Origin of the sequence: Nocardioides panzhihuensis (genome assembly GCF_013408335.1) — a bacterium.
Lineage (GTDB): Bacteria > Actinomycetota > Actinomycetes > Propionibacteriales > Nocardioidaceae > Nocardioides > Nocardioides panzhihuensis.
In genome coordinates this window covers 4686708-4709552 of sequence record NZ_JACBZR010000001.1, presented here as the reverse complement: position 1 = coordinate 4709552, position 22845 = coordinate 4686708, and the positions used below count along the sequence as shown (strand labels likewise).

At 68.3% G+C, this 22845-nt stretch carries 24 protein-coding genes and 1 tRNA gene; 12 read left to right on the top strand and 13 right to left on the bottom strand.

Annotated features, from left to right (window positions below; genetic code table 11):
* Positions 1-10: 10 nt before the first annotated feature.
* On the bottom strand, positions 11-652 hold the full coding sequence (gene upp, locus BJ988_RS22320; protein ID WP_179660081.1) for a uracil phosphoribosyltransferase: 642 nt from the start codon (positions 650-652) through the stop codon (positions 11-13).
* Positions 653-733: 81 nt separating this feature from the next.
* Between upp and BJ988_RS22315 the strand changes: the two genes are divergently transcribed.
* From BJ988_RS22315 to BJ988_RS22305, 3 genes are all read left to right on the top strand, one after another.
* Positions 734-1246 carry a tRNA adenosine deaminase-associated protein gene (locus BJ988_RS22315; RefSeq protein WP_179660080.1) on the top strand — a complete coding sequence of 171 codons (513 nt, stop codon included), beginning with the start codon at positions 734-736 and terminating at the stop codon, positions 1244-1246.
* A 26-nt stretch (positions 1247-1272) separates the two neighbouring features.
* Entirely contained in the window at positions 1273-1740 is a 468-nt protein-coding gene (locus BJ988_RS22310) for a nucleoside deaminase (RefSeq protein ID WP_179661639.1), read from the top strand.
* A gap of 10 nt (positions 1741-1750) precedes the next feature.
* A tRNA-Ser gene (locus BJ988_RS22305) sits at positions 1751-1838 on the top strand.
* A gap of 44 nt (positions 1839-1882) precedes the next feature.
* Here the strand turns inward: BJ988_RS22305 and BJ988_RS22300 are convergent.
* The 4 genes from BJ988_RS22300 to BJ988_RS22285 all read right to left on the bottom strand — a co-directional run bounded on the left by BJ988_RS22300 (position 1883) and on the right by BJ988_RS22285 (position 4419).
* Positions 1883-2740, bottom strand: a complete 858-nt coding sequence (locus BJ988_RS22300; protein ID WP_179660079.1) for a fructosamine kinase family protein — start codon at positions 2738-2740, stop codon at positions 1883-1885.
* Positions 2737-3207, bottom strand: coding sequence for a low molecular weight protein-tyrosine-phosphatase (locus BJ988_RS22295; RefSeq protein WP_179660078.1), 471 nt, complete (start codon positions 3205-3207; stop codon positions 2737-2739). Before BJ988_RS22295 ends, BJ988_RS22300 begins: the two co-directional genes overlap by 4 nt.
* A 54-nt stretch (positions 3208-3261) precedes the next feature.
* Positions 3262-3654: a phage holin family protein gene (locus BJ988_RS22290; protein WP_179660077.1), complete on the bottom strand. Its 393-nt coding sequence runs from the start codon at positions 3652-3654 to the stop codon at positions 3262-3264.
* 93 nt (positions 3655-3747) lie between these two features.
* A complete protein-coding gene (locus BJ988_RS22285) occupies positions 3748-4419 on the bottom strand; it encodes a GntR family transcriptional regulator (RefSeq protein WP_179660076.1) in 672 nt (223 codons plus the stop codon).
* 135 nt (positions 4420-4554) lie between these two features.
* Between BJ988_RS22285 and BJ988_RS22280 the strand changes: the two genes are divergently transcribed.
* Positions 4555-5475, top strand: a complete 921-nt coding sequence (locus tag BJ988_RS22280; RefSeq protein WP_179660075.1) for an arginine deiminase family protein — start codon at positions 4555-4557, stop codon at positions 5473-5475.
* Positions 5476-5485: 10 nt separating this feature from the next.
* The gene (gene hisC, locus BJ988_RS22275) at positions 5486-6565 is read left to right on the top strand and encodes a histidinol-phosphate transaminase (protein ID WP_179660074.1); all 1080 of its coding nucleotides are present in this window, start codon (positions 5486-5488) and stop codon (positions 6563-6565) included.
* A gap of 82 nt (positions 6566-6647) precedes the next feature.
* On the opposite strand, the gene BJ988_RS22270 is transcribed toward hisC, so the two are convergent.
* A complete protein-coding gene (locus tag BJ988_RS22270) occupies positions 6648-7319 on the bottom strand; it encodes a hypothetical protein (protein ID WP_179660073.1) in 672 nt (223 codons plus the stop codon).
* 673 nt (positions 7320-7992) lie between these two features.
* On the opposite strand from BJ988_RS22270, the gene BJ988_RS22265 reads away from it, so the two are divergent.
* Complete coding sequence (locus BJ988_RS22265) at positions 7993-8463, top strand: hypothetical protein (RefSeq protein WP_179660072.1); 471 nt, start codon at positions 7993-7995, stop codon at positions 8461-8463.
* A gap of 58 nt (positions 8464-8521) precedes the next feature.
* Entirely contained in the window at positions 8522-9487 is a 966-nt protein-coding gene (locus BJ988_RS22260; protein WP_179660071.1) for a glutathione S-transferase family protein, read from the top strand.
* 27 nt (positions 9488-9514) lie between these two features.
* On the opposite strand, the gene BJ988_RS22255 is transcribed toward BJ988_RS22260, so the two are convergent.
* Positions 9515-10609 carry a DUF2855 family protein gene (locus BJ988_RS22255; protein WP_179660070.1) on the bottom strand — a complete coding sequence of 365 codons (1095 nt, stop codon included), beginning with the start codon at positions 10607-10609 and terminating at the stop codon, positions 9515-9517.
* A gap of 87 nt (positions 10610-10696) precedes the next feature.
* Positions 10697-11281: a hypothetical protein gene (locus BJ988_RS22250; protein WP_179660069.1), complete on the bottom strand. Its 585-nt coding sequence runs from the start codon at positions 11279-11281 to the stop codon at positions 10697-10699.
* A 191-nt stretch (positions 11282-11472) separates the two neighbouring features.
* Here BJ988_RS22250 and pdhA point away from each other — a divergent pair, with 191 nt between their 5' ends.
* From pdhA to BJ988_RS22230, 4 genes are all read left to right on the top strand, one after another.
* Positions 11473-12609, top strand: coding sequence for a pyruvate dehydrogenase (acetyl-transferring) E1 component subunit alpha (gene pdhA, locus BJ988_RS22245; protein WP_179660068.1), 1137 nt, complete (start codon positions 11473-11475; stop codon positions 12607-12609).
* Positions 12606-13580 carry an alpha-ketoacid dehydrogenase subunit beta gene (locus BJ988_RS22240; RefSeq protein ID WP_179660067.1) on the top strand — a complete coding sequence of 325 codons (975 nt, stop codon included), beginning with the start codon at positions 12606-12608 and terminating at the stop codon, positions 13578-13580. The genes pdhA and BJ988_RS22240 overlap by 4 nt, the downstream gene beginning before the upstream one ends.
* Positions 13574-14905 (top strand): dihydrolipoamide acetyltransferase family protein, encoded by a 1332-nt coding sequence (locus tag BJ988_RS22235; RefSeq protein WP_179660066.1) that lies wholly within the window; start codon positions 13574-13576, stop codon positions 14903-14905. The genes BJ988_RS22240 and BJ988_RS22235 overlap by 7 nt, the downstream gene beginning before the upstream one ends.
* A 111-nt stretch (positions 14906-15016) precedes the next feature.
* Positions 15017-15877, top strand: a complete 861-nt coding sequence (locus tag BJ988_RS22230) for a calcium-binding protein (protein ID WP_179660065.1) — start codon at positions 15017-15019, stop codon at positions 15875-15877.
* A 96-nt stretch (positions 15878-15973) separates the two neighbouring features.
* Here BJ988_RS22230 and BJ988_RS22225 read toward each other — a convergent pair whose 3' ends face one another.
* The 5 genes from BJ988_RS22225 to BJ988_RS22205 form a co-directional block, all read right to left on the bottom strand.
* Complete coding sequence (locus BJ988_RS22225; RefSeq protein WP_218861043.1) at positions 15974-17611, bottom strand: ABC transporter permease; 1638 nt, start codon at positions 17609-17611, stop codon at positions 15974-15976.
* Positions 17608-18546 (bottom strand): ABC transporter ATP-binding protein, encoded by a 939-nt coding sequence (locus BJ988_RS22220; protein WP_179660064.1) that lies wholly within the window; start codon positions 18544-18546, stop codon positions 17608-17610. Before BJ988_RS22220 ends, BJ988_RS22225 begins: the two co-directional genes overlap by 4 nt.
* A 57-nt stretch (positions 18547-18603) precedes the next feature.
* On the bottom strand, positions 18604-19275 hold the full coding sequence (locus BJ988_RS22215; protein WP_179660063.1) for a TetR/AcrR family transcriptional regulator: 672 nt from the start codon (positions 19273-19275) through the stop codon (positions 18604-18606).
* 47 nt (positions 19276-19322) lie between these two features.
* Positions 19323-20225 (bottom strand): exonuclease/endonuclease/phosphatase family protein, encoded by a 903-nt coding sequence (locus BJ988_RS22210; RefSeq protein ID WP_179660062.1) that lies wholly within the window; start codon positions 20223-20225, stop codon positions 19323-19325.
* A gap of 99 nt (positions 20226-20324) precedes the next feature.
* A complete protein-coding gene (locus BJ988_RS22205) occupies positions 20325-21857 on the bottom strand; it encodes a carboxyl transferase domain-containing protein (RefSeq protein ID WP_179660061.1) in 1533 nt (510 codons plus the stop codon).
* Positions 21858-22303: 446 nt separating this feature from the next.
* On the opposite strand from BJ988_RS22205, the gene BJ988_RS22200 reads away from it, so the two are divergent.
* Positions 22304-22759: an HNH endonuclease gene (locus tag BJ988_RS22200; RefSeq protein ID WP_246321549.1), complete on the top strand. Its 456-nt coding sequence runs from the start codon at positions 22304-22306 to the stop codon at positions 22757-22759.
* The last annotated feature ends 86 nt before the right edge of the window (positions 22760-22845 follow it).

Sequence of the window (22845 nt, the reverse complement as noted above, 5' to 3'; positions counted from 1 at the left end):
CTTCGCTGGTTCAGCCCGCGACGCCGTAGAGCCGGTCGCCGGCGTCCCCGAGCCCGGGAACGATGTAGCCCTTCTCGTTGAGCTTCTCGTCGAGGGCCGCGGTGACGAGCCGGACCGGAGCGTCGACGCCGGCGAGGGCGTTCTCGAGGGCCTTGATGCCTTCAGGAGCGGCCAGGAGGGTGACGGCGGTGATGTCGTCGGCGCCGCGCGAGACCAGGAAGTCGATCGCTGCGGCCAGGGTGCCGCCGGTGGCCAGCATCGGGTCGACCACGTAGCACTGCCGGCCGGAGAGGTCGGCGGGCAGACGCTCGGCGTACGTCGTCGCAGCCAACGTCTCCTCGTTGCGGACCATGCCGAGGAAGCCGACCTCGGCGGTCGGCAGCAGCCGGATCATCCCGTCGAGCATCCCGAGACCGGCCCGCAGGATCGGGACGATCAGGGGCTGCGGGTCGGTGAGGCGTACGCCCTGGGTCTGGGCCACCGGAGTGACGATGTCGACCGGCGCGACGCGCACTCCGCGGGTCGCCTCATAGGCGAGCAAAGTGACGAGCTCGTCCGCAAGCCGCCGGAAAGTCGAGGAATCGGTCTCTTTGTTACGCAGCGTGGTGAGCTTGTGGGCGACGAGCGGGTGGTCCACAACGAGGGTCTCCATGGGCTGAACCCTACGGTTGGTTCCCCTTAAGGTCACCAATTCCCCCTAGACCTCGGGCTGTTTGGATGTCACTCTGGTCGTGTGTCTGATCAGCTGGAGCAGATCGAGGGTGTTGACTTCGCCGTCGCGATGTATCGCGAGGACGGAGCTTGGGTTGTGCGCGAGCTGGCGCACGACCTGCTGACCGATGTCGAGACTCTGACGCACGCGCTCCACCGCTTTCCAGGCGATGGCGGCGCGATCGCGATGGCGGCGATCGACGAGGACTTCTTCGTGATCGTCCGGGTCACCGGCGCCGCGACCAGGGTGCTGCTCTCCGACGTGACCGCGGCCGACGAGTGGGAGCTGGCAGCGTCGGCTCTCGACGTGCTCGGGCTGCCGCTGCCGGAGGAGGTCGAGGAGGAGGAAGAGGCCGATCCTGCCGGCGACCTCGGCATCCTCGCCGACTTCGGGATGAGCGCGGTCGAGATGGGCATGCTGCTGGACGACATGTTCGAAGACGACCTCTACCCGGACGAGACTCTCTCCGAGATCGCCCGAGCGATCGGTTGTGGCGAGGCCTTCGACGACGCCGTCGGCCTCATGCCCGCGTGATCGCAGCCGACCGCTGGGAGGCCCCGATGCGGGCAGCCCTCGACGAGGGTCGCGCTGCCTTGGCGACCGGTGACGTGCCGATCGGCGCGGTCGTCGTGGACGCGTCCGGGGCCGTGATCGGCACCGGGCGCAACGTACGCGAGGCCGAGGCCGACCCGACCGGACATGCCGAGGTGGTCGCGCTGCGCGAGGCGGCCAAGGCACGGGGTGAGTGGCGCCTGGAGGGCTGCACGCTCGTGGTGACCCTGGAGCCGTGCACGATGTGTGCGGGTGCCGCGGTCCTGGCGAGGGTGGAGCGGATCGTCTTCGGTGCCTTCGACGACAAGGCCGGTGCGGTGGGATCGCTGTGGGACGTCGTACGCGACCGCCGGCTCAACCACCGACCCGAGGTCGTCGCCGGGCTGATGGCCGAGGAGCAGCGCGCCATGCTGGAGGACTTCTTCGGCGCCCAGCGAAGCGGCCCCGATTTCGGCGAAGACCACCCGAGGTTGTAACTTATTCGGCGGTGACGTGTCCGAGCGGCCGATGGTGCAACACTCGAAATGTTGTGTAGGGCGACCTACCGTGGGTTCAAATCCCACCGTCACCGCCACACCGAAAACCCCTGGGTAACCAGGGGTTTTCTGCTTTTCCGTATCAGAGGTAGCGAGCAGCCACGGTGGAGGCGCGGGCGCCGTAGCCACCGCCGAACATCGCGGCGTGGACGAGGAGCGGGAAGAGCTGGTGGAGGCCTTGACGGTCCTCCCAGCCCTCGGCGAGGGGGGTCGCGTCCTCGTAGGCGGCCATCATCCGCTCCAGATGGGGGAGGCCGAAGAGCGCGAGCATCGCGAGGTCGACCTCACGATGACCGGCGTACGCAGCGGGGTCGATGAGCCAGGCGTCGCCGCTCCGGTCCCAGAGCACGTTGCCGTTCCAGAGGTCGCCGTGGAGAAGGGCGGGCGGCTCCTCCGGGATCAGCGACGTCAGCTTCCCGACGACCTGCTCGACGCGCTCGGCGCCGGCGGCGTCGATGTTGCCGCGGTCGCGAGCGGCCTTGAGATAGGGGAGCAGTCGGCGTACGGCGTAGAACTCGGCCCAGCTGTCCGCAGGCTTGTTGGGCATCGGCAGCCGGCCGATGAACCCGTCCTTCTCGGCACCGAACCCCGAGACCGGAGCGGAGTGCAGGCCCGCGAGCGAGCGGCCGAGCTCCTCGGCGGTCTCGGCGTTGGGGCGGCCGGGATCGACCCAGCGCAGCACCAGGCAGTCGGGCTCGGCCGCAAGCACCTCGGGGACCTTCACGGCGCCCGACTCCTCCAGCCAGCGAAGCCCGCGGGCCTCGGCGGCGACGAAGTCGTCACGAGCGGGGGAGAGCGCCTTCATCAGCACCAGCGAGCCGTCACTGAGCCGGATCTTGGTGGCGGTAGAGGTGTCACCGCCCGCAACTGGAGATGTGCTCACCACCGCGGCCCCGAGCAGCTGTTCGGCACGTCGGGCGACCGCGGGCTGGCGGGTCACGAACCGCGCCTCGACGTGGCTAGGGACGCGACGATCGCATCACTCGTACGCTCCACCATGGCCAGCACCTCCCGGAATCCCTCGGCACCACCGTAATAGGGATCGGGCACATCGCCGGGGCCTTCGGGATCGAAATCACGAAACATCCGCAGCCTGCTCGCTGGTGTCTGACCAGCCAGATCGGCCAGGTCAGCCAGGTTGTCCGCGTCCATCGCAAGCACGAGATCGTACGTCTCGGGGTCCCCGACCGGCCATTGCCGGGCCCGGTGACGCTCGGGGTCATAGCCCGCCTCGAGCAGCGTCGCGGCCGCGCGGCGGTCCATCTTCTCGCCGGCATGCCAGCCACCGGTGCCGGCCGAGACGAGCTCCACGTCGTCGAGCCCGGAACCGTCCAGACGATCCCGCAACACCACCTCTGCCATCGGAGAACGGCAGATGTTGCCCAGGCAGACGACCGCGATCTTCATGACCCGAGTTTTACATTTCGGCCAAGAATGCGGGCCGAATGCCGATTCTGGGCCTCAGCTGGCGGTTTCCGGCCAGACCCGGTCCAAGGCCCAGCCGACGATCGAGATGATGATGCCGCCGAGCACCGCTGCCCAGAACCCGTCGACGTGGAAACCGATCTCGGTCGGACCGAGGATCCACGCGGTCAAGCCGAGCATCGCCGCGTTGATGACCAGCAGAAGCAGGCCGAAGGTGAGCAGGATGAACGGGAACGCCACGAACTTCAGTATCGGCTTCACCCACGCCGACACGATGCCGAGCACCAGGGCGACGAGCAGCAGCGGAAGCAGCTTGTGCTTGATCTCGGCCATGCCGCTGGTGGGGCCGTCGAAGTAGATCCCGTCGACGAGCCAGGTTGCCACGGCCAGGGCGATGGCGTTGGTGATGAGCCAGGTCACGATGCGCATGGCGTTGAGTGTCGCAGGCTCCGCGTCCGCACGTAAGGGTTGAGCGACCGGCGTGGCGGACGTGTCGGTCTCGACCGCCCGGTCGCTGGAGCCTCACCTCTCCAGACCCAGCGCTCTGCAGATCGAGTGGGCCGCATCGGAGAGGTGTTTCTGGAGGAACCGCTCGGCGTCATCGATGTGGTCGGCGTCCAGGAGACGGACCAGGGCCGCATGGTCCTCTGCCTGGTCGTGGGCGTTACGGCGGATGCGGTCGACCTGGGCGAGGGCGAGCTTGAGCTCGAGGACCAGGTGCTCCTGCATCGCGACGAGCCGCGGAGATCCGGTCAGCGCGACGAGCGAGAGATGGAAGGCGAGGTGGCGCTCGTTGAGCTCGCGGTAGGTCGAGTGGTCCGAGTGGACCGCCGAGATGTACGCATCGAGTGAATCGTGCACAGCCTTGCGGTTCTCCGTGGAGGCGTTCCCCCAGTTGCGGACCCCGGCGCCCTCGAGCACCCAACGGGCGGCACAGACGTCGCGGACCGAAGCGGCCTCGGGGGTGGCGACGGCGACGCCCTTGTTCGGGGCGCGGGTGGCCAGTCCCTCGGCGACGAGGATGGTCAGCGCCTCGCGGACCGTGGAGCGGCCTACCCCCAGGGACTCGGCGAGACCGTGCTCGCGCAGCGGCGTGCCGGACTCGAGCTCGCCCTCGAACACCGCCCGGCGGAGCTCGTCGGCGACTCGGTCGACCGTCGAGGCCGGTTCGTCCAGGGTGAGCGACTCGAACATGGGCCCCATTGTCCTACCTGCGCTGTCTTCCGGTGCTGACCGTTCGTGTACTAACCTATCGGCAGAGGATTGTCTGACAATCAGTCAATCAGGCAATCGGACGATCTTACGATCAGAGTTGAGAGGGGTTAACGAGTGAGCACATCGCTGAGCTGGGGACGTCACTACCTGATGACCGAGCCGACGCACTACCGCATCGACTACGCCATCAACCCGTTCATGGACACCGAGATCCAGCCGGATCCGGTCCGTGCTCGCGCGCAGTGGGACACCCTCAGGGCGACCATCGAGGAGCTCGGCGGGCGCGTCGACGTCATCGCGCCCCGTGAGGACAGCCCCGACATGGTCTACGCGATGAACCTCGGCTTCGCGGCCACCCTTGCAGACGACAGTGCCGATCGCCTCGGGCTCCGCTTCGGCAGGCGCCACGTGCTCCTCTCCCACATGCGCTTCCCCGAGCGCCGCAACGAGACGCTCACCGCGGTCGAGTGGTTCGCCGCGAACGGTTGGGGGACGGCGTACGTCGGCAAGGACGGCATCGGGCCGACCTTCGAGGCGGGGGACGTCTTCCCGTTCGCCGGCCACCTGGTCGCCGGCACCGGGCCGCGCACCGACGAGATGGCGCTGAAGACGCTGGCGGCCGAGATGCACGTGCGGGTGCTGGGCGTGCGCACGACCCACGCCGGCATGTACCACCTCGACCTGGCCTTCTGCCCGCTCGACGAGCGCCGAGCGATCATCTGTCCGGACGCGCTCGCTCCCGAGTCGGCGCAGGCGCTCCTCGACCTGATCCCGGAGCCGCTGGTCATCACCGAGGAGGAGGCGCTCAGCACGTTCGCCGCCAACTCGATCGTGATCGGCCGCACCATCGTGATGCCGTCCTGCCCGGACCGTATCCGCGCCGTTCTCGAGGGCTGGGGCTTCACGATCCGGATCGTCGACATGAGCGAGCTCCACCTCGGCGGCGGGTCGGTCCGCTGCGTCACCAACCCGCTCGACATCGTGGTCGGCCGAGACGTCCCCGTGGTTTACGGGGGCGAGGTCATCCCGACCTAGAGTTGTGATCATGACCACCCCACAGCCTCGCCCCAGTGTCGCTGCGATGCCTGCGTACGTCGCGGGCAAGCCGCCGGCCGAGCGGCCGGGGCTGGTGACCTACAAGCTCTCCTCCAACGAGAACCCGTACCCGCCGCTCGACGGGGTCGTCGAGATCGCCGCCGCGGCGGCGGGACGGGTCAACCGCTATCCCGACGCCGGCAACACCGAGCTCTACGAGGCGCTCGCGACGAACTACCAGGTTCCCGCCGAGGAGCTCGCGCTCTCGACCGGCGCGGTGGCGCTGATCTTCCAGCTGGTCTCGGCCTACTGCGGACCGGAGGACGAGGTCGTCTTCGCCTGGCGCAGCTTCGAGGCCTACCCGATCGCGGTTCTCGCCGCCGGCGCGACCGCGGTGAAGGTGCCCGTCGCCTCCGACGGCCACCACGACCTGGACGCGATGGCGGCGGCCATCACGGAGCGTACGAAGGTCGTCTTCGTCTGCACCCCCAACAACCCCACCGGCACCTCGGTCACCCAGACCGAGCTCGATGCCTTCCTCGCGAAGGTGCCCGAGCACGTGCTGGTCGTGGTGGATGAGGCCTACGCCGAGTTCGTCCGCATGGACGATGCCGTCGACGGCATCGCCACCTACCGGTCCCGGCCGAACGTCGTCGTGCTGCGCACCTTCTCCAAGGCCTACGGGCTCGCCGGCTTCCGGGTCGGCTACGCCTTCGCGCCCGCGCCGATCGCCGCCACCCTGCGGGCGATGGCGCTGCCGTTCGGGGTCAACGTGGTCGCGCAGGCGGCCGGCGTCGCCTCGCTCGAGCGGAAGACCGAGCTGTTGGCCCGCGTCGACGACCTGGTGACCGAGCGCGTCCGCGTCGTCGAGGGCGCACGCGCCGCCGGCTGGGACGTCCCCGATGCCCAGGGCAACTTCGTCTGGTTCGCCTTCGGGTCGGCCGACCGCTGCGCCGAGTTCGCTGCGGGTGCCGACGAGATCGGCCTGATGGTTCGTCCCTACCCGCCGGAGGGCGTGCGCGTCTCGATCGGCGAGGCGGAGGCCAACACCCGCCTCATCGAGCTCGCGGGTTCGTTCCCGAAGGGCTGAGAACGGCGTTCGGCCACATAGCAGAGGTCCAGCAGCACCCCGCGCTGCTGGACCTCTGCTATGTGGGTTCTGATGTGTGGCTTTACGGCACCGGGAGCTTCCCGAGGATCGAGCTGAGGAGGTCGGTCAGGACAGGGCCGACGACCGGGACGCTGTTGATGATGCCCAGCAGGCTGTCGGTGACGTTGGGCAGCTCAGGAGTGCCCGGGATCGGAATGTCCGGAACGGGAACGTCCGGAACGGGAACGTCCGGAACGGGGACGTCCGGAACGGGAGCGTCCGGGACCGGAACGTCCGGTACAGGAACGTCCGCGGCCGGGGTGCCCGGGACCTCAGGGCTGTCCGGAACCTCGGGGGCGTCAGGAACGTCCGGGACCGGGATTTCCGGGACCTCAGGGCTGTCCGGAACCTCGGGGGCGTCAGGAACGTCCGGGACCGGGGTTTCCGGGACCTCAGGGCTGTCCGGAACCTCAGGGGCGTCAGGGACCTCAGGGGCGTCCGGCGCGTCCGGGACCTCGGGGGCGTCCGGAGCGTCCGGCGCGTCGGGGGTGTCCGGGGTGTCCGGGGTGTCCGGAATGCCCGGGCCCGGGTTGTCCGGAACCGGGCAGCCGGGGACCGGGACGCTCGGGCCCGGTGTTTCCGGGACTGGGCAGTCAGGACTTGGAGGTGGCACAGGACTGGCCATGGCTGGTGCGGCGACCGTGGCCATTGCGAGTCCGGTGACGACAGCGGCGATTCGAGCCCGAGAGTTCACGAGATCTCCTTTGTTTGCTGTTGGGTCGTACCGAATGAATCCTGAGACGCCCATAACCTTAAAGTCAAGGACTTTCTCTTACCTATTGGTTCTTATGGGCGCGATGCCTTCGGTTTCAGAGGCATTTTCTGATATGTCGTCATTTGGGACTAAAGGCCGCGATCCTGTTCGATTTCATACGTTCCAGTGTTGATCGCGGGTAAAAAGGTATATAAGCCTCGACGAAGGTGACGGCCGGCGTGTGCGATGGCTGTTCACATCGGCTGCCGGCGGCGGATCAGCGCTGTTCTCGGATGCGGATCTCGGCAGGCACGGTCGCGGGTGACGGCGTCCGTATGAATCGGTGGGCTGGGGCGATTCTTTAAGGGAATCCGCTTTGGAAGCCGGTCCAGACGAAACCCGATTACCAATCAACGTATTCTGATCTAGCAGTCTCGGCATCGTGGTATTCCACCTGTTTCCAGCCAAGTTTCGCTCACCTGATTTCGGCCCGTTCTCGAGCGCACGAGCTCGCGGGCCGTTAGGGTTCCCGCTACCTCGCCACCACCATTGCCCAGGAGGCCGCGGCTCGTCGGAGCTGACGCGGGGTCGTCAATGTCGAAGCCACCCTCGACCTCGACAGTCTCGGTCGATGTGGCCCCGGACCAGCAGGAGTGAAGTTACGGTGTTGCTCGTGGGACAGCCTCCGCAGCGGGCGAGCATCGTGACCCGCGGCCGCCGCTGGCGTCGCGGAGTACGCATCTCCGGACTGCTGGTGGCGGTCGTGGCTCTTGCCGCGCTCGCGCTCTGGTGGATGGCGCGCGCCTCGGGGCCGGCCGAGGTCTCCCGCGAGTTCATGGAGACGACCTCGGCGGCCACCCTCTACGAGCTCGCCTCCGACGAGGGCGACGAGCTCCTCGACGGCGGTGGCGCCCGCGCGATGATCGACGCCGCCGAGGGCGAACGAACCTATGCCGACCCCAGCCCGCGCGCGGTGACCCGGACCATGGTCTTCGCTGAGCCCGATGTGGAAGGCGAGACCGCCCGCGTCACCGTCGCCGTCTCGTACGCCGCCGAGGACGGCCCGGTCGCGGACGAGTCGATGATCGTCGTCCTCGTCCGGGAGGGCGGTGGATGGCGCGTCGAGAGCTGGGGTACGGCCTGAGGCTCGACTTCGTCGCCTGGCTGGTTCACGTTCCGACCCAGCGCCTAAGGTGAGGTGCATGGGGGAGAAGGCGACCTACATCCAGCCAGGCAACGAGTTCAACCGGGACATGAACTACATCCCGGACCGGATCACCCGTGACGCGCGGAAGCCGGAGTTCGGGTCGAGCGACGTCCCGCTGTGGCCCGTCGAACCGGGCCGCTACCGGCTGATCGCGGCCGCCGCCTGCCCGTGGGCCAACCGGGCGATCATCGTCCGCAACCTGCTCGGGCTCCAGGACGTCATCTCCCTCGGTCTCGCCGGCCCGACCCACGACGCCAGGTCGTGGACCTTCGATCTCGACCCCGGCGGCATCGACCCGGTGCTGGGGATCGAGCGGCTGCAGCAGGCCTACCTCGAGCGCTACCCCGACTATCCGCGCGGCATCACGGTGCCGGCGATCGTCGAGGAGGCCTCAGGCAAGGTCGTCACCAACGACTTCCCGTGGATCACCCACGACTTCTTCCATGAGTGGACCGACTTCTTCGCCGACGACGTGCCCGACCTGTGGCCGCGCGATCTCCGTGGGGAGATGGATGAGGTCAACCAGAGAGTCTTCACCGAGATCAACAACGGGGTCTACCGGTGTGGCTTCGCCGGCTCTCAGGAGGCGTACGACGCGGCGTACGACCGCCTCTTCACGGCTCTCGACTGGCTCGAGGAGCGGCTGTCGCGGCAGCGCTACCTGGTCGGCGACCAGCTCACCGAGTCCGACATCCGGCTGTTCACGACGTTGGCTCGCTTCGACGCGGTCTACCACGGCCACTTCAAGTGCAACCGGCAGAAGCTCGCCGAATTCCCGGCGCTGTGGGCCTACGCGCGCGACCTCTACCAGACCCCGGGGATCGGCGAGACGCTCGATTTCGAGCAGATCAAGCAGCACTACTACATCGTCCACACCGACCTGAACCCAACTCAGATCGTCCCCGCCGGCCCCGACCTCTCTGGTTGGGACGAGCCGCACGGACGCGAGTCGCTCGGCTGAGACGAACTCGGGGCGCGTCGTTCGGTGTCACCCCGCGTTGGGGATGAACACGTGACCGGCGACGGGGTCCGTCGATCCGTCGTGGAATTCGGCGATGACGGCCGGGGCGTCCTCGAGACCGGCGTGTTCGACCAGCTTGATCGCTGGCCGGTCCGGCCCTCCCACACGCTCGAGGAACTCACGCTCGTCGCGTCGGTAGCGCTGCATGAAAGCACGCGACTGGCCCTCCGCCTTGTAGGCGTCGAGCTGGAGGGCTGCGAAGAAGAAGACCGGAGCCGGTCCCACGAGGCTGGCGTCCTCCTCGGGGAAGCCCTCGGCCTGAGTCGACCCGACGAGGCAGTCGAACGCGAGCTGGTCACCGAAGTGCTCGTGCACCCGCCGGCGCAGATCACCGTCGCCTGACAGGTCGACATAGACGGTCCGTCGGCCCGGGTCGACGGCTGTCAGATCGGCGTACTCATGTGCCTCCGCGTAGTGGCCGAGACCTTTGACGAAGTCCATGTTGCGGGCGGAGGTGAGCGCGATCTTCTCGGCCGGAGAGTCGGCGAGGCAGTAGGCGATGCCGTACGCCGTCTTGCTCGAGGCGCTCGAGATCACGAACTGCTCGGCGTCGAAGAAGTCGCGCTCACGCAGGTAGTCCGCTGCGGTGTAGGAGGTGATGAACAGGGCGCGGAAGATGGCGGTGAGACTGTCCAGCCGCGGATCTGCATCCTGTGGCTGGAGCTCGTAGAGGTTGTAGACCTGGGGCGTCCCGGTGCGGTGCTCGGCGCCGTCGATGAAGCTGCGAGAGGTGACCGTCGTGGGTCGCATCGTCAGGTGGGTCGCGAGGGGGAAGTAGCCGAAGATCCGAGTCCCCACAGGTACCTCGGACGACCTCGACTCGACGATCTCCGCATGCCCCCACGCCGGCATGCAGCCGTGCCCGGGCAGCTCGGCTGGGAACAGATTCCAGTACCTCAGGGCGTCGCCGTAGACCGCGTAGGTCATGTTGTTCGTGGTGAGAGCGAAGCGCTCGACCCGCGCCAGCACCTCACCCTCGTTGAGCTGTGGGGCCGAAAGGTCCACCAGATCAGCCACGCCGAGGTCGCTCTTGAGCGACTCCACTCGGGTGATTCGAGTCATCGGTTCCTCATCTCCTGGATCTGGGGACGATCCCGTTCGACAAACTTACTAAGCGCTTGCTTAGTTGTCTACCGATGAGTGAACCTCTCAGTATCCGGTGCGCTGCTGTCGCCTCGCGGCGCCGACCGAGCTGAAGTAGGCCGACGACGGCCGCAGCCACAGCAGCACCAGGATCGCGATCACCAGCAGCGGGTTCACGACCGCGAGCACGACGCTTCCGCCGGACATGGGCATGGTCATCCCGCCGAGCGCGGCGTTGCCCGCCATGCTGCCGACGCTCGACAGGCTGGAGGCCAGTGAGAGGGCGCCGAAGACGGTGCCGGTGATGCGCGCCCAGTTGCGGCCCTTCCCGTTCATGATCGCCATCCAGATCCAAAGCCCGAGCGTGATCAGCCCGAGGACGGCGCCGCCGATCTGGATGATCGGGACGAACATGTCCGCCATCTCCTGAGCGTCGATGACCGAGGGGTCGTACGTGGGCTGCTTCTCCATCTCCGTCACCATCTGCGCCTTCATCTCGGCGATGTCCATGGTGAGGAGGAACAGGAACGAGACGACGGTCAGCAGGCCGCCGATCCACATGCCGATCACGGCGTACGTCACGGTCTTCGGCCGCTCGATGGGAGCGGCGGGCACGGGGTAGGGCTGGTTGTAACCGTAAGGATCGGACATCGGCGCCTCCGTGGCGGTTCGTGGGGGAGGCGACTCTAGCGACGAGGCCTCGCTCCAACCATCGAATTCGCGTGTGACTGAGGAAGCAACCGCGGGCGGGTACCGTTTGACTATGTCGATGTGTGACAGATCACAAGTCTGCGTACGACATGGCCAGCGGTGGCGACCCCACCCCGTGTGAAGGAAGCGTGATGACTGAATTTCTGGATCCGAGTCCCAGCCACACCGACATGGTGCAGCTGCTGAACCCCGAGGGAGAACGGGTCACGCACCCGGACTTCGAGTTCTCACCCGACCGCCCCGAGGACGAGGCCGTACGCGGCTTCTACCGCGACATGGTGCTGACCCGCCGCCTCGACGTCGAGGCCACTGCGCTGCAGCGCCACGGCGAGCTGGGCCTGTGGGCTCAGCTGCTGGGCCAGGAGGCGGCGCAGATCGGCGCGGCCCGCGCGCTCGCGCCCCAGGACTTCGTCTTCCCGACCTACCGCGAGCACGGCGTGGCCTGGTGCCGGGAGGTCGACCCGATGCAGCTGCTCGGACTGTTCCGCGGCACCGACCAGGGCGGGTGGGACCCCGCCGAGCACAACTTCGGGCTCTACACGATCGTCATCGGCGCCCAGACGCTGCACGCGACCGGCTACGCGATGGGAGTGCAGATGGACGGTCTCGTCGGCACCGGCGACCCGACCCGGGACACGGCCGTCGTGGCCCACTTCGGTGACGGCGCCTCATCGCAGGGCGACGTCAACGAGGCGATGGTCTTCGCCGCCACCTACAACGCACCGGTCGTCTTCTTCTGCCAGAACAACCAGTGGGCCATCTCCGAGCCGGTCGAGCAGATGGTCAAGGTGCCGCTCTACAAGCGCGCCCAGGGCTTCGGCTTCCCCGGCATCCGCGTGGACGGCAACGACGTCCTGGCGACGTACGAGGTGATGAAGTCGGCGCTCAAGCGGGCTCGCGAGGGCGGCGGGCCGACGATGGTCGAGGCCTACACCTATCGGATGGGCGCGCACACCACCACCGACGACCCGACCCGCTATCGACTCTCCGACGAGGTCCAGGCCTGGAAGCTCAAGGACCCGGTCGCTCGGGTGGAGGCCTACCTGCGCCGTGGCGGCGGCGCCTCGACCTCGTTCTTCGCCAAGGTGGAGGCCGAGGCCGACGAGTTCGGCGAACGCCTGCGCGCCGGGATCCATGCCCTGCCCGAGCCCGACCCGGTCAAGCTCTTCGACAACGTCTACACCGAGCTGCCCGAGGAGCTGCGCGAGCAGCGCGACGGCTACGCGGCGTACCTCTCCTCCTTCGACCTCGAGGGGGCCTCCCGATGAAGATGACGCTGGCGAAGGCGCTCAACGCCGGGCTGCGGCGATCGATGGAGGACGACTCGAAGGTCGTCCTCATGGGTGAGGACATCGGCCGTCTCGGCGGTGTCTTCCGGATCACCGACGGGCTCCAGAAGGACTTCGGCGAGGCGCGGGTGATCGACACGCCGCTGGCGGAGTCGGGGATCGTCGGCACGGCGGTCGGTCTCGCGCTGCGGGGCTATCGGCCGGTGGTAGAGATCCAGTTCGACGGATTCGTCTACCCGGCCTACGACCAGATCGTCTCCCAGGTGGCGAAGTTCCACTACCGCTCCGGCGGCCGGGTCGCGATGCCGATGGTCATCCGGATCCCGTTCGGCGGCGGCATCGGGGCCGTCGAGCATCACAGCGAGTCGCCGGAGGCGCAGTTCGCGCACACGCCCGGTCTCAAGGTCATGGCCTGCTCGAACCCGGTCGACGCCTACTGGATGATCCAGCAGGCGATCTCCCATCCTGACCCGGTCATCTTCCTCGAGCCGAAGCGGCTCTACCACTCGACGAAGGCCGACGTCGACGTCGACGCGACGCCGGGGGAGTTGTTCGAGTCGCGGGTCGTGCGGTCCGGTTCCGACGTGACGGTGCTCGCCTACGGCCCCACCGTGAAGACTGCCTTGACCGCCGCCGAGGCGGCCGCGGGGGAGGGCAAGTCGCTCGAGGTGATCGACCTGCGCACCCTCTCGCCGCTGGACATGGCGCCGGTGCTCGAGTCGGTGCGGCGTACGGGCCGTGCCGTCGTCGTCCACGAGGCCCACGTCAACCTCGGCCTCGGCGCCGAGCTCGCGGCCCGGATCACCGAGACCTGCTTCCACTCCCTGGAGGCGCCGGTGCTGCGCGTGGGCGGGTTCGACACGCCCTATCCGCCGGCGCGGGCCGAAGAGCACTACCTTCCGGACCTCGACAGGGTCCTCGACGCCGTGGACAGGAGCCTGGCATGGTGAACGAGTTCAAGCTGCCCGACGTCGGCGAGGGCCTCACCGAGGCCGAGATCGTCGAATGGCACGTCGCCGTCGGCGACGTCATCAAGGTCAACGACCCCGTCTGCGACATCGAGACCGCCAAGTCCGTGGTCGAGCTGCCTTCTCCGTACGCCGGGGTGGTGCAAGCGCTGCTGGTCGAGGTCGGCACCGAGGTCCAGGTCGGCACCCCGATCATCCGCATCGGCGACTCCGCCGAGGAGTCAGTTCCTGACCCCGAGACGTCAGTTTCTGACCCCGAGGAGTCGGTTCCTGACCCCGAGGAGTCGGTTCCTGACGCCGAGACGTCGGTTCCCGAGCAGGAAGAGCCCGAGAAGCCCCTGACCCTGGTCGGCTACGGCTCCAAGGAAGACGCCGTCGTACGCCGCAACCGCACCGCCGCCGCGCCCGCCGCAGCCGCGGGCAACGGAGTGCTGGCCAAGCCGCCCGCCCGGAAGCTGGCGCGCGACCTGGGGGTGGACCTGGCGACCGTCACGCCGGAGCGCGAGGACGGCGTGATCACCACGGCCGACGTGGAGGCGCTGAAGGGCGCTCCGCCGGCCGAGACACGCGAACCGGTCGAGCCGGCAGCGCCGGTCGGTGGTGAGCGGCGCGAGCCGATCAAGGGCCTGCGCAAGCAGATGGGCCAGGCGATGGTCGACTCCGCGTTCACGCTGCCGCACGTGACGATCTGGACGACGATCGACGTGACCCGTACGTCCGAGCTGGTCGGCGAGCTCAAGACCGACCGTGACTTCGCGGAGGTCCGGGTCAGCCCCCTGCTGATCGTGGCCAAGGCGGCGCTGCTGGCGATGCGACGTACGCCGATCATCAACTCCTGGTGGGACGAGGCCGCCCAGGAGATCGTGTTCAAGGAGTACGTGAACCTCGGCATCGCCGCGGCCACGCCCAGGGGCCTGCAGGTGCCGAACGTGAAGGGCGCGGACCGGATGTCCTTGGTCGAGCTCGGCGCCGCGATCAACGAGCTGACCGCGACCGCGCGTACCGGCAAGACCCCGCCGGCCGACCAGGCCGGCGGGACGTTCACGATCACCAACATCGGCCCGTTCGGCATCGACGGCGGCGCCCCGATCATCAACCCGGGCGAGTCCGCGATCCTCTCGGTCGGCGCCTTCAAGCGCCAGCCGTGGATCGTCGGCACCGGGGACGACGAGCGCATCGAGCCCCGCGACGTCTGCACCCTCGCGCTCAGCTTCGACCACCGCCACATCGACGGCGAGGCCGGCTCCCGCTACCTGGCCGACGTGGCGAAGATCGTCGGAGACCCGAGCACAGCCCTGCTGTTCTGACATTCGACAATCGCTCCACAGAACGTCAATTCGCTACCCAGGCCGGTATCGGATCTGGAACTATCCTCAGGCCCGCGCTGACGCGGGCCTGAGGATCTTCTGGAGGCAGGAATGGTGCTCCTGACGGGGCGCACGCTGCTCGCCGGGATCGTCGCGATGGCCGCTTCGGCGACCGTGCTCGTGGCGAGCCCCGCAAGCGCGGCGACAACTTCGACCGGCGTACGTTGCACGATCGTCGGCACGTCCGGTGACGACAAGCTCCGCGGAACATCCGGCAGGGATGTGATCTGCGGTCGAGGTGGCGGTGACGTGATCGATGGACGTGGGGGCAATGACCTCATCGATGGCGGATCCGGCGTCGACCTCATCAGCGGTGGGTATGGCAGCGATGTCATCCTGGGGGGCGACTCTCAGGACCACATCCATGGCAACGCTGGCAACGACACCATCAGAGGCGGTGCCCGACCTGACTTCCTCTACGGCGGACCCGGAGCCGACAAGATCAACGGTGGACGTGGCAGCGATGACCTGTATGGCGGCACCGGCAGCGACCGTATCTGGGGTGAGAGCGGAACAGATGCGATCACTGCAGGCGACGGCAACGACATCGTCGCAGCGGGTGCTGGTGGGGACCTGGTCTGGGGCGGTGTCGGCGATGACCGAATCTCCGGTGGAACTGGAGTCGATGACATCTACGGCGGCCGTGGCGCAGACCAGATCCAAGGTGGTGACCAGAACGACTACATCCTCGGTGAGGCCGGCAACGACCGGCTCTGGGGAGGTTCTGGCCACGACAGCCTCTTCGGTGGCACAGGAGCAGACGTTGTTCGCGGTGACTCTGGATCCGACTACATCGCGGGAGGCGACCAGAACGACAACCTCGACGGCGGCTCGGGTGAAGACGTCGTATATGGCGAAGGTGGGAGTGACACCTGCGTGGCCCGTCCTAGCGACACGGTGGGTACCTGCTGATTAGTTGCTGTCACCCTTGACGAGACGTCAGTAACGCCGGTCGAGTGGGCACCTCGGTGCCCACTCGACCGGCGTACGTGACGTCTCGGCAGGGCGTCAGCTCGTGATGTCGCGGCGGCGGAAGCCGACGAACGCAGCCAGGAGCAGAACGGCTGCGACCACACTGAGGCCGATCATGTGTGATGCCTCGATGGGCTCCTGCGGGTAGCGGCCGACCCACCAGATGGGGGAGATGCCGGCTACGGCGTCCGGGAGGTCGAAGAGGGGCCCGAACATCCCGGTGATGGCGGTGAACGCGAAGAGCGCCCAGACGACCGGCGTGATCTTCGGGACCCAGGCGTACAGGGCAGCGGTCAGCGCCATGAAGACGGCGACTGCGGGCAGGAACGCCGCGCCGCCCTTCAGGAACGTCGCCAGCTCGACCTCGCCGTTGACCAGCGCACCGGCCCACAGCGCGAGCGCACCGGAGACCATGGTCAGTACGAAGGCGCCGAAGGCCACGACCAAGAGGTGCGCGGCGAACCAGCGGCCCCGCGAGACCGGCTTGGCCAAGGTGATGTCCAGCCTGCCTTCGGTCTCCTCGCTCTTGGTCCGCAGGGTGGTGGCGATCGCATACCCGGCAGCGGCCAGCGCGGCGTACAGGATCATGATCGCCAGGAACCCGGTGAGCGGGTCGTCGCCGAACATCTCGGTCCCGCCGGGGATGTCCTTCATCATCTCCTCAACCCCCTCGCCGAGGTAGGTGCCGGTCGCGCCGAACATCACGAAGGTGCCGAGGAACCACCAGAACAGCGCCATCCGCTGCTGGCGCCACGACATCGCGAGCGGGTTCGAGAGCATCGAGGGCGCCTCGGCTCGGCCCGAGCCGCCGGTGAGCAGGGCCCCGTCGAAGTCCCGCTTCGAGGCCAGGAAGGCTCCGAGCGCGAGCAGCACCAGGACCGCTACGACGCTCAGCGCGAGCGGCCACCAGCGCAGATCGACGTACGCCCGCATCTGCTGCGTCCACGCGATCGGTGAGAGCCAGGAGAGCCAGGTGCCGTGCTCGCCGGGCCCGGCCTGCAGGTCGCCGATGCCGCGCAGCAGCACGGAGACACCCAGGACCGCGAGGGCGAGACCGGTGGCGCCGCGCCCGTGGGTGGTCAGCTGCGAGGTGACCAGGGCGACGGCGGCGAAGACCAGTCCGCTGACGGCGATCGCCGTCGAGAGTGCGAAGGTGTCGGCGACCGCGAGGTCCCCCGCGGTGATGAGCAGCGCGCTGCCGAGCAGGGCGAAGACGACGTTGGCGATGACCACCGTCAGCAGGGAGGCGGCGACCGCCGCGTGTCGCCCGACGGCGCCGGACCGGACCAGCTCGGCCCGACCGCTCTCCTCCTCGGCGCGGGTGTTGCGCACGACCTCGAACATGTTCATCACGCCGAGCAGCCCGATCATCCACAGGGTCATCTCGTTGGCGAACATGGCGCCGATCGTGTAGTCGTCGAGCCCGTAGTTGGGCCCGCCGAGGAACACCGATGCCGGCTGCTGCATCAGGTCGGCGCGTCCCTGCCGGTCCTCGGCCGTGGGGTAGACGGTGCCTAGGGCGGTGACGAAGTAGGCGTACAGCGCGAGCAGCGAGGCCGTCCAGACGGTGAGCCGCACGCGGTCGCGTCGCAGCATGAACCGGGTCAGGTGCCAGGTGCCGGCGAAAGAGTCCAGCGCCGTACGCCTCGGCATAGCCGGAGCAAGCGCGCTCATCGAGCGTCCTCCGTCTCGATGACGTCACCGTAGTGCCGCATGAAGAGCTCCTCGAGCGACGGCGGGGTGATGGTCAGACCGCGTACGTCGAGGTCGGTCAGCGTCTTGAGCACGTCACCGACGGCGTGGTTGTCCACGTCGAAGGCGACCCGGGTGCCGGCACCGTTCTGGCTGGTCACCAGGTCGTTGACGGCCTCGAGGCTGCCCAGCGGGGACGGGTCGCCGCCGACGGTGGCGACGACCGCGGAGCGAGTGAGGTGGCGCAGCTCGTCGAGCGTGCCGGACTCGACGGCGACCCCGGCCCGGATGATCGTGACGGTGTCACAGACCTTCTCGACCTCGCTGAGGATGTGGCTGGAGAGCAGCACCGACGAGCCCGCGGCCTTGGCCTCCCGGGCGTACTCGGTGAAGACGGCCTCCATCAGCGGGTCCAGGCCCGAGGTCGGCTCGTCGAAGATGTAGAGGTCGGACTCGTCGAGGAAGGCCGCGACCAGGGCGACCTTCTGCCGGTTGCCCTTGGAGTAGGTGCGCGCCTTCTTCGTCGGGTCGAGCTGGAACCGCTCCAGCAGCTCGGCCCGGCGCGCCTTGCGTCGGGCCTTGTCGCCGCCCGGCTTGAGCCGGGTGAGGTAGTCGATGCACTCGCCACCGGTGAGGTTGGCCCACAGCGACACGTCGCCGGGGACGTACGAGATCCGCTTGTGCAGCTCGACCGCGTCACGCCACACGTCGCCGCCGAAGAGGCGTGCGGTGCCGGCGTCTGCGCGCAGCAGCCCGAGCAGGACCTTGATGGTGGTGGACTTGCCGGCGCCGTTGGGGCCGAGGAAACCGGCAACCTGGCCGGGCTCGACGGTCAGGTCGAGGCCGTCCAGGGCCTTGAACGAACCGTAGGACTTGTGCAGGCCCGCGATCTCGACCGCAGGGATGTTTTCGGGCATGAGGAACTCGCTTCCGCGTTGGGAGAGTAGGAGGACGTACGCCGACGGGGCCTGGCGTCATTCAGACGGGGGCTCCGTGGCGGCTTCCTGCGGCGGGTCCGGGACGTAGAGCAGGTATTCGTCGAGCATCCGGCGGGTGGTGAAGACACCCTGGGTGTAGAGCTCGATCATCGGGAGATAGCTCGTTCCCAGGAAGCTCCGCACCATGCCGCTGATGTCGCTGGGGTCCTCGGACGGGTTGAGGGTCAGCTCGAGCATGAGCGAGCCGAGAGCGGAGAGGACCAGATAGCGGGCCCTGGCCGTCTCGTCGAGGCTTGGCTTGATCAGCCCTGCCTCGATGCCGTGCTTGGTGTAGCCGACCGCGTCCTCGATCATCTGCTCGATGAAGGCGCGGCCGACCGGGCCACCGTCCTGCAGCGAGCGGAGGACGTAACCGAGCATCGGCGCGTACTCGTCCGCGGCCGCGAACCTGTGCAGGATGCCCTCACCCGAGGCCAGCTCGTCGATCGTCTCGTTCTTCGCCGCCCGGATCTCGGTGAGCACCTGCTCGTCGCACTCGGCGTGGAGGGCGTCCTTCGAGCCGAAGTGGTGCATCACGAGGGCCGGGCTCACGCCGGCGTCGATGGCGATCGTGCGGACCGAGGCACCGAAGCCGTCACGCGCGAACCGGAGCACGGCCGCGTCGCGGATCCGCTCGCGGGTGCTTTGGTCGGCAAGGGCTGAACGCATGTTCAATGCTAAACACGTGTTCAGCCCCTGCGCAAGGGATTGGCCGATCAATCGGTGGTCCAGCTGAAGTCGACGGCGATGGGGAAGTGGTCGGAGACCATCAGGTCGGTGCCGTCCTCGCGGAAGTCTGCGTCCAGGTTGCGGTAGGAGGTCGCACTCAGATCGACACCGTCGCCGTCGCGGTAGAGCACCTTGTCGACGACCTCGCACTCCACGCCCGGGTTCACCTCCGGGCACCCCAGGGCGGGGCTGCCGCGGTCGGGCTCGTCACCGCTGCGTACCAGCTCCACCCAGGCATCGGTGAGACCGTTGGCGGCAGCGAAGTCGGAGATGCGGTCGCCCTCGCGGGTGTAGCGCGTGTTGGTGTCGCCCATGACCAGGACGGCGTTGCCGGCGGAGTGCTCGGAGATGTACGCCGTCAGCTGCTTGAGGTTTCCGCGTCGAGCGGCCTCGTCCAGGTCGCCGTCGCCGGCGTCGGCGTGCAGGTTGTAGACGTCGATCCAGGTGTCCGGGGCGATCTGAGCGCGGTGGAAGGTGAACCCTTTCGGGGTCAGGCAGTCGGCCGAGCCGATCCAGCAGTGCTTCCAGGTGACGCGATCGAGCGTCTCGTACGGCTGGTGGTGCAGGCTGTTCAGCCCGCTGCCGAACGGCACTCCGCCCGAGGTAGGGGTGCGGTGGGCGTGCACGTCGGTCTCGTAGAGGTAGGCGTGGTAGTTGAAGTCCTCCTGGACGTTGACGATGTCGAACTCGTCGATCCGTCGGCCGATCTCGTTGGTGGCGCTCTTGCGGGGTGTCGGGGCGCTGGAGATGGCTTCGGGGAGGCCGGCGATGTTGTACGTCAGTGCGCTGAAGCGCCCGTCGTGGGCCTGCGCCGGGATGGCGCCTAGAACGGGTAGGGCCGTGGCGAGCGAGATGGTCGCGACGGCGAGGAGACGGTTGATCTGAGGCACGAGAGACTCCGATCGACGGTGGGGTTGCTGCCGGAGTCGGCAGCGCCGAGCCACCCATCGTGGCGGACGTTGCGGTGGGTGTCCTCGGATCGGAGTGAGTCAGCGCGCGTAACGAGCAGCCCGAGTCGCCGGGGCGCCCGGGCCGGCGGCGAGCAGCGCGAGCAGCTCGTCCTCCAAGATCGCGCCGACCCGGCGGCAGAAGGCCACGGGCTCGTCGGCGGCGTCGGGGGACTCCGTGACGATCCGATCGACCACGCCGATCTGCTGGAGGTCGACTGCCAGGACCCGCTGTGCCTCGGCCATCTCGGCGGCGTGGTCGGAGTTGCCGTGCACGATCGCGCTCGCGCCTTCCGGCGGGAGCGGAGAGAGCCAGGCGTGCTGGGCGGCGACCACCCGGTCGGCGGGGAGGAAGGCGAGCGCGCCGCCACCGTTGCCCTCGCCGAGCATCAGACTGAGCGTCGGGGTCTCGACGTTGACGAGCGCTCCCAGCGTACGCGCGATCTCGCCGGCGATGCCGCCGTTCTCCGCCTCGGCCGACAGCGCGGCGCCGGGGGTGTCGATGACTGTGACGACGGGGAGGCCCAGGCCGGCGGCGAGCTTCATCCCGCGCTGTGCCTCGCGCAGCCCCTCCGGACCCAGCGGCTGATGTGCCTGCTCGCGCCGGTCCTGGGCCAGCACCAGACACGGCGCCGACCCGAACCGGGCCAGCGCGATGATCAGGCCCGGATCGCGCTCGCCCTGCCCGGTGCCGTTGAGAGGTACGACGTCCGAGGCCGCGATCCGGAGCAGCGCTCGCGCCCCGGGCCGGTCCGCCCGCCGGGACCGCGTGATCGCGTCCCACGTGTCGATCGCCGAGAAGTCGCGCGCGTCGGCCGAAGCGTCACTCCCGTCGGCCGAGGCGTCATCCGGTGACCTCTCGGCCGACGCGAGTGACGTCTCGGGCGACGCTAGTGACGTCTCGCGCCGGAGGTCGAGGATGGTGAGTACGCGGTCGACGAGCCCGGCGAGCTCGTCGGGAGGTACGACGCCGTCGACGAGGCCGTGGGCGAAGAGGTTCTCCGCGACCTGGACGCCGGAGGGGAAGGGCCGACCGTTGAGCACCTCGTAGACCTTCGGCCCCAAGAAGCCCAGGAGCGCCTCGGGCTCGGCGACGGTGACGTGTCCCAGAGAGCCCCAGGAGGCCATCACCCCGCCGGTGGTGGGGTGGCGCAGGTAGACGAGGTAGGGGAGCCTGGCCGCCTTGTGTCGGGTGACCGCCTCGGCGATGCGCACCATCTGCACGAACGCCGGCGTACCTTCCTGCATCCGGGTCCCGCCCGAGGCCGGCCCGGCCAGCAGCGGCAGCCCTTCCCGTGTCGCCCGCTCCACGGCGGCGATCAGCCGCTCGGCCGACGCGCGCCCGATCGACCCGGCGAGGAACCGGAACTCCGAGAGCACCACGGCCACCCGTCGTCCGGAGATCCGGGCCTCTCCGGTGACCACCGACTCGTCGGTCCCGGCGCGCTCTCGCGCGCGAGCCAGGTCGGCGGCGTACGCCTCCGGGATCTCGCCGTAAGACGGCGGGGCGTCCCAGGGAGTCCACGTGCCTGGGTCGAGGACGAGGTCGAGCAGCTCAGCGGAGGTCAAGCCCATGGGCCGACCATACCCAGGAATTGGCTTGGTGGTCAGTCCAGTCCAGATCGGCAGATCTCGTCGCTAACGGGCACAAACGATGCGAGTCGGGTGTAGTTAACCGGAACGACATGGGGCTGACCTGCGAAAACCGTTGGTAGGTGGAGGGTGTTCGTTCTACTCTGGTAGCACCCGGTTCGCGCCGGGGTCAGCCATCCAAGCCCAACCGAAGGTCCAGCCATGAACGCGCAGCACTCGACCACCGCCCCGGCGGCCTGGTCGCTGACCGCTGCGCACGAGCGTGACCCTCATGCCCGCGGGAGCCGACAGTGACCTGGGTGCATAGCCGCACCGGATCACTCCGGGCCGCTCCTGCGAGACATGTCCGTCTCGCTGGGGCGGCCCTTTTTGTTTCTGTCCGAATCAACACGCGATCTCTATCCGACTCTCCTGGGAGGTAACCGAGCATGACCACGACCATGGGTGCAGTAACGCTGTACAACGCCTCCTTCGAGCCGCTCGGGAGGGTCTCGTTCAAGCATGCCGTGCGGATGCTGTTCCGCGAGGTGGCGGTGGTCCACGAGCAACAGGGCGACAAGATGATCGGGCCACATCCATGGCCGAAGGCGGTGCGGCTGGTCCGCTACATCGCCATGCACTGGATGTACCGCCCGGCCGGCTACTCCCGCGAGGGAGTGCTCAAGCGGGACCAGCATCGTTGCGCCTATTGCGGCGGCCACGCTCGCACCATCGACCACCTGCTGCCGCAGTCGCGCGGGGGCAGGTGGACATGGATGAACACCGTGGCGGCATGCGGCAGGTGCAACGGCCGCAAAGGCAACCGCACCCCAGAGGAGGCCCACATGTCCCTCCGAGTCCAACCGTTCGTCCCGACCCGTGCCCAGCTCGCCGCCATCGCCTGACCCGTCGAGAGGTCAGCTTCTGCCCCCGAGGAGTCGATTTATGGTCGCGAGGCGTCAGTTCCTGACGCCGAGCGGTCCAGGAACTG

Bases quoted from the DNA above. Each gene is read 5' to 3' on its own strand.
- BJ988_RS22290 (WP_179660077.1), bottom strand. From the start codon at position 3,654: ATGCGCATCGTGACCTGGCTCATCACCAACGCCATCGCCCTGGCCGTG.
- pdhA (WP_179660068.1), top strand. From the start codon at position 11,473: ATGACTGAATTTCTGGATCCGAGTCCCAGCCACACCGACATGGTGCAG.
- BJ988_RS22215 (WP_179660063.1), bottom strand. From the start codon at position 19,275: ATGCGTTCAGCCCTTGCCGACCAAAGCACCCGCGAGCGGATCCGCGAC.
- BJ988_RS22285 (WP_179660076.1), bottom strand. From the start codon at position 4,419: ATGTTCGAGTCGCTCACCCTGGACGAACCGGCCTCGACGGTCGACCGA.
- hisC (WP_179660074.1), top strand. From the start codon at position 5,486: ATGACCACCCCACAGCCTCGCCCCAGTGTCGCTGCGATGCCTGCGTAC.
- BJ988_RS22255 (WP_179660070.1), bottom strand. From the start codon at position 10,609: ATGACTCGAATCACCCGAGTGGAGTCGCTCAAGAGCGACCTCGGCGTG.
- BJ988_RS22310 (WP_179661639.1), top strand. From the start codon at position 1,273: ATGCGGGCAGCCCTCGACGAGGGTCGCGCTGCCTTGGCGACCGGTGAC.
- upp (WP_179660081.1), bottom strand. From the start codon at position 652: ATGGAGACCCTCGTTGTGGACCACCCGCTCGTCGCCCACAAGCTCACC.
- BJ988_RS22205 (WP_179660061.1), bottom strand. From the start codon at position 21,857: ATGGGCTTGACCTCCGCTGAGCTGCTCGACCTCGTCCTCGACCCAGGC.
- BJ988_RS22225 (WP_218861043.1), bottom strand. From the start codon at position 17,611: ATGAGCGCGCTTGCTCCGGCTATGCCGAGGCGTACGGCGCTGGACTCT.
- BJ988_RS22230 (WP_179660065.1), top strand. From the start codon at position 15,017: ATGGTGCTCCTGACGGGGCGCACGCTGCTCGCCGGGATCGTCGCGATG.
- BJ988_RS22220 (WP_179660064.1), bottom strand. From the start codon at position 18,546: ATGCCCGAAAACATCCCTGCGGTCGAGATCGCGGGCCTGCACAAGTCC.
- BJ988_RS22295 (WP_179660078.1), bottom strand. From the start codon at position 3,207: ATGAAGATCGCGGTCGTCTGCCTGGGCAACATCTGCCGTTCTCCGATG.
- BJ988_RS22260 (WP_179660071.1), top strand. From the start codon at position 8,522: ATGGGGGAGAAGGCGACCTACATCCAGCCAGGCAACGAGTTCAACCGG.
- BJ988_RS22235 (WP_179660066.1), top strand. From the start codon at position 13,574: ATGGTGAACGAGTTCAAGCTGCCCGACGTCGGCGAGGGCCTCACCGAG.
- BJ988_RS22250 (WP_179660069.1), bottom strand. From the start codon at position 11,281: ATGTCCGATCCTTACGGTTACAACCAGCCCTACCCCGTGCCCGCCGCT.
- BJ988_RS22240 (WP_179660067.1), top strand. From the start codon at position 12,606: ATGAAGATGACGCTGGCGAAGGCGCTCAACGCCGGGCTGCGGCGATCG.
- BJ988_RS22200 (WP_246321549.1), top strand. From the start codon at position 22,304: ATGACCACGACCATGGGTGCAGTAACGCTGTACAACGCCTCCTTCGAG.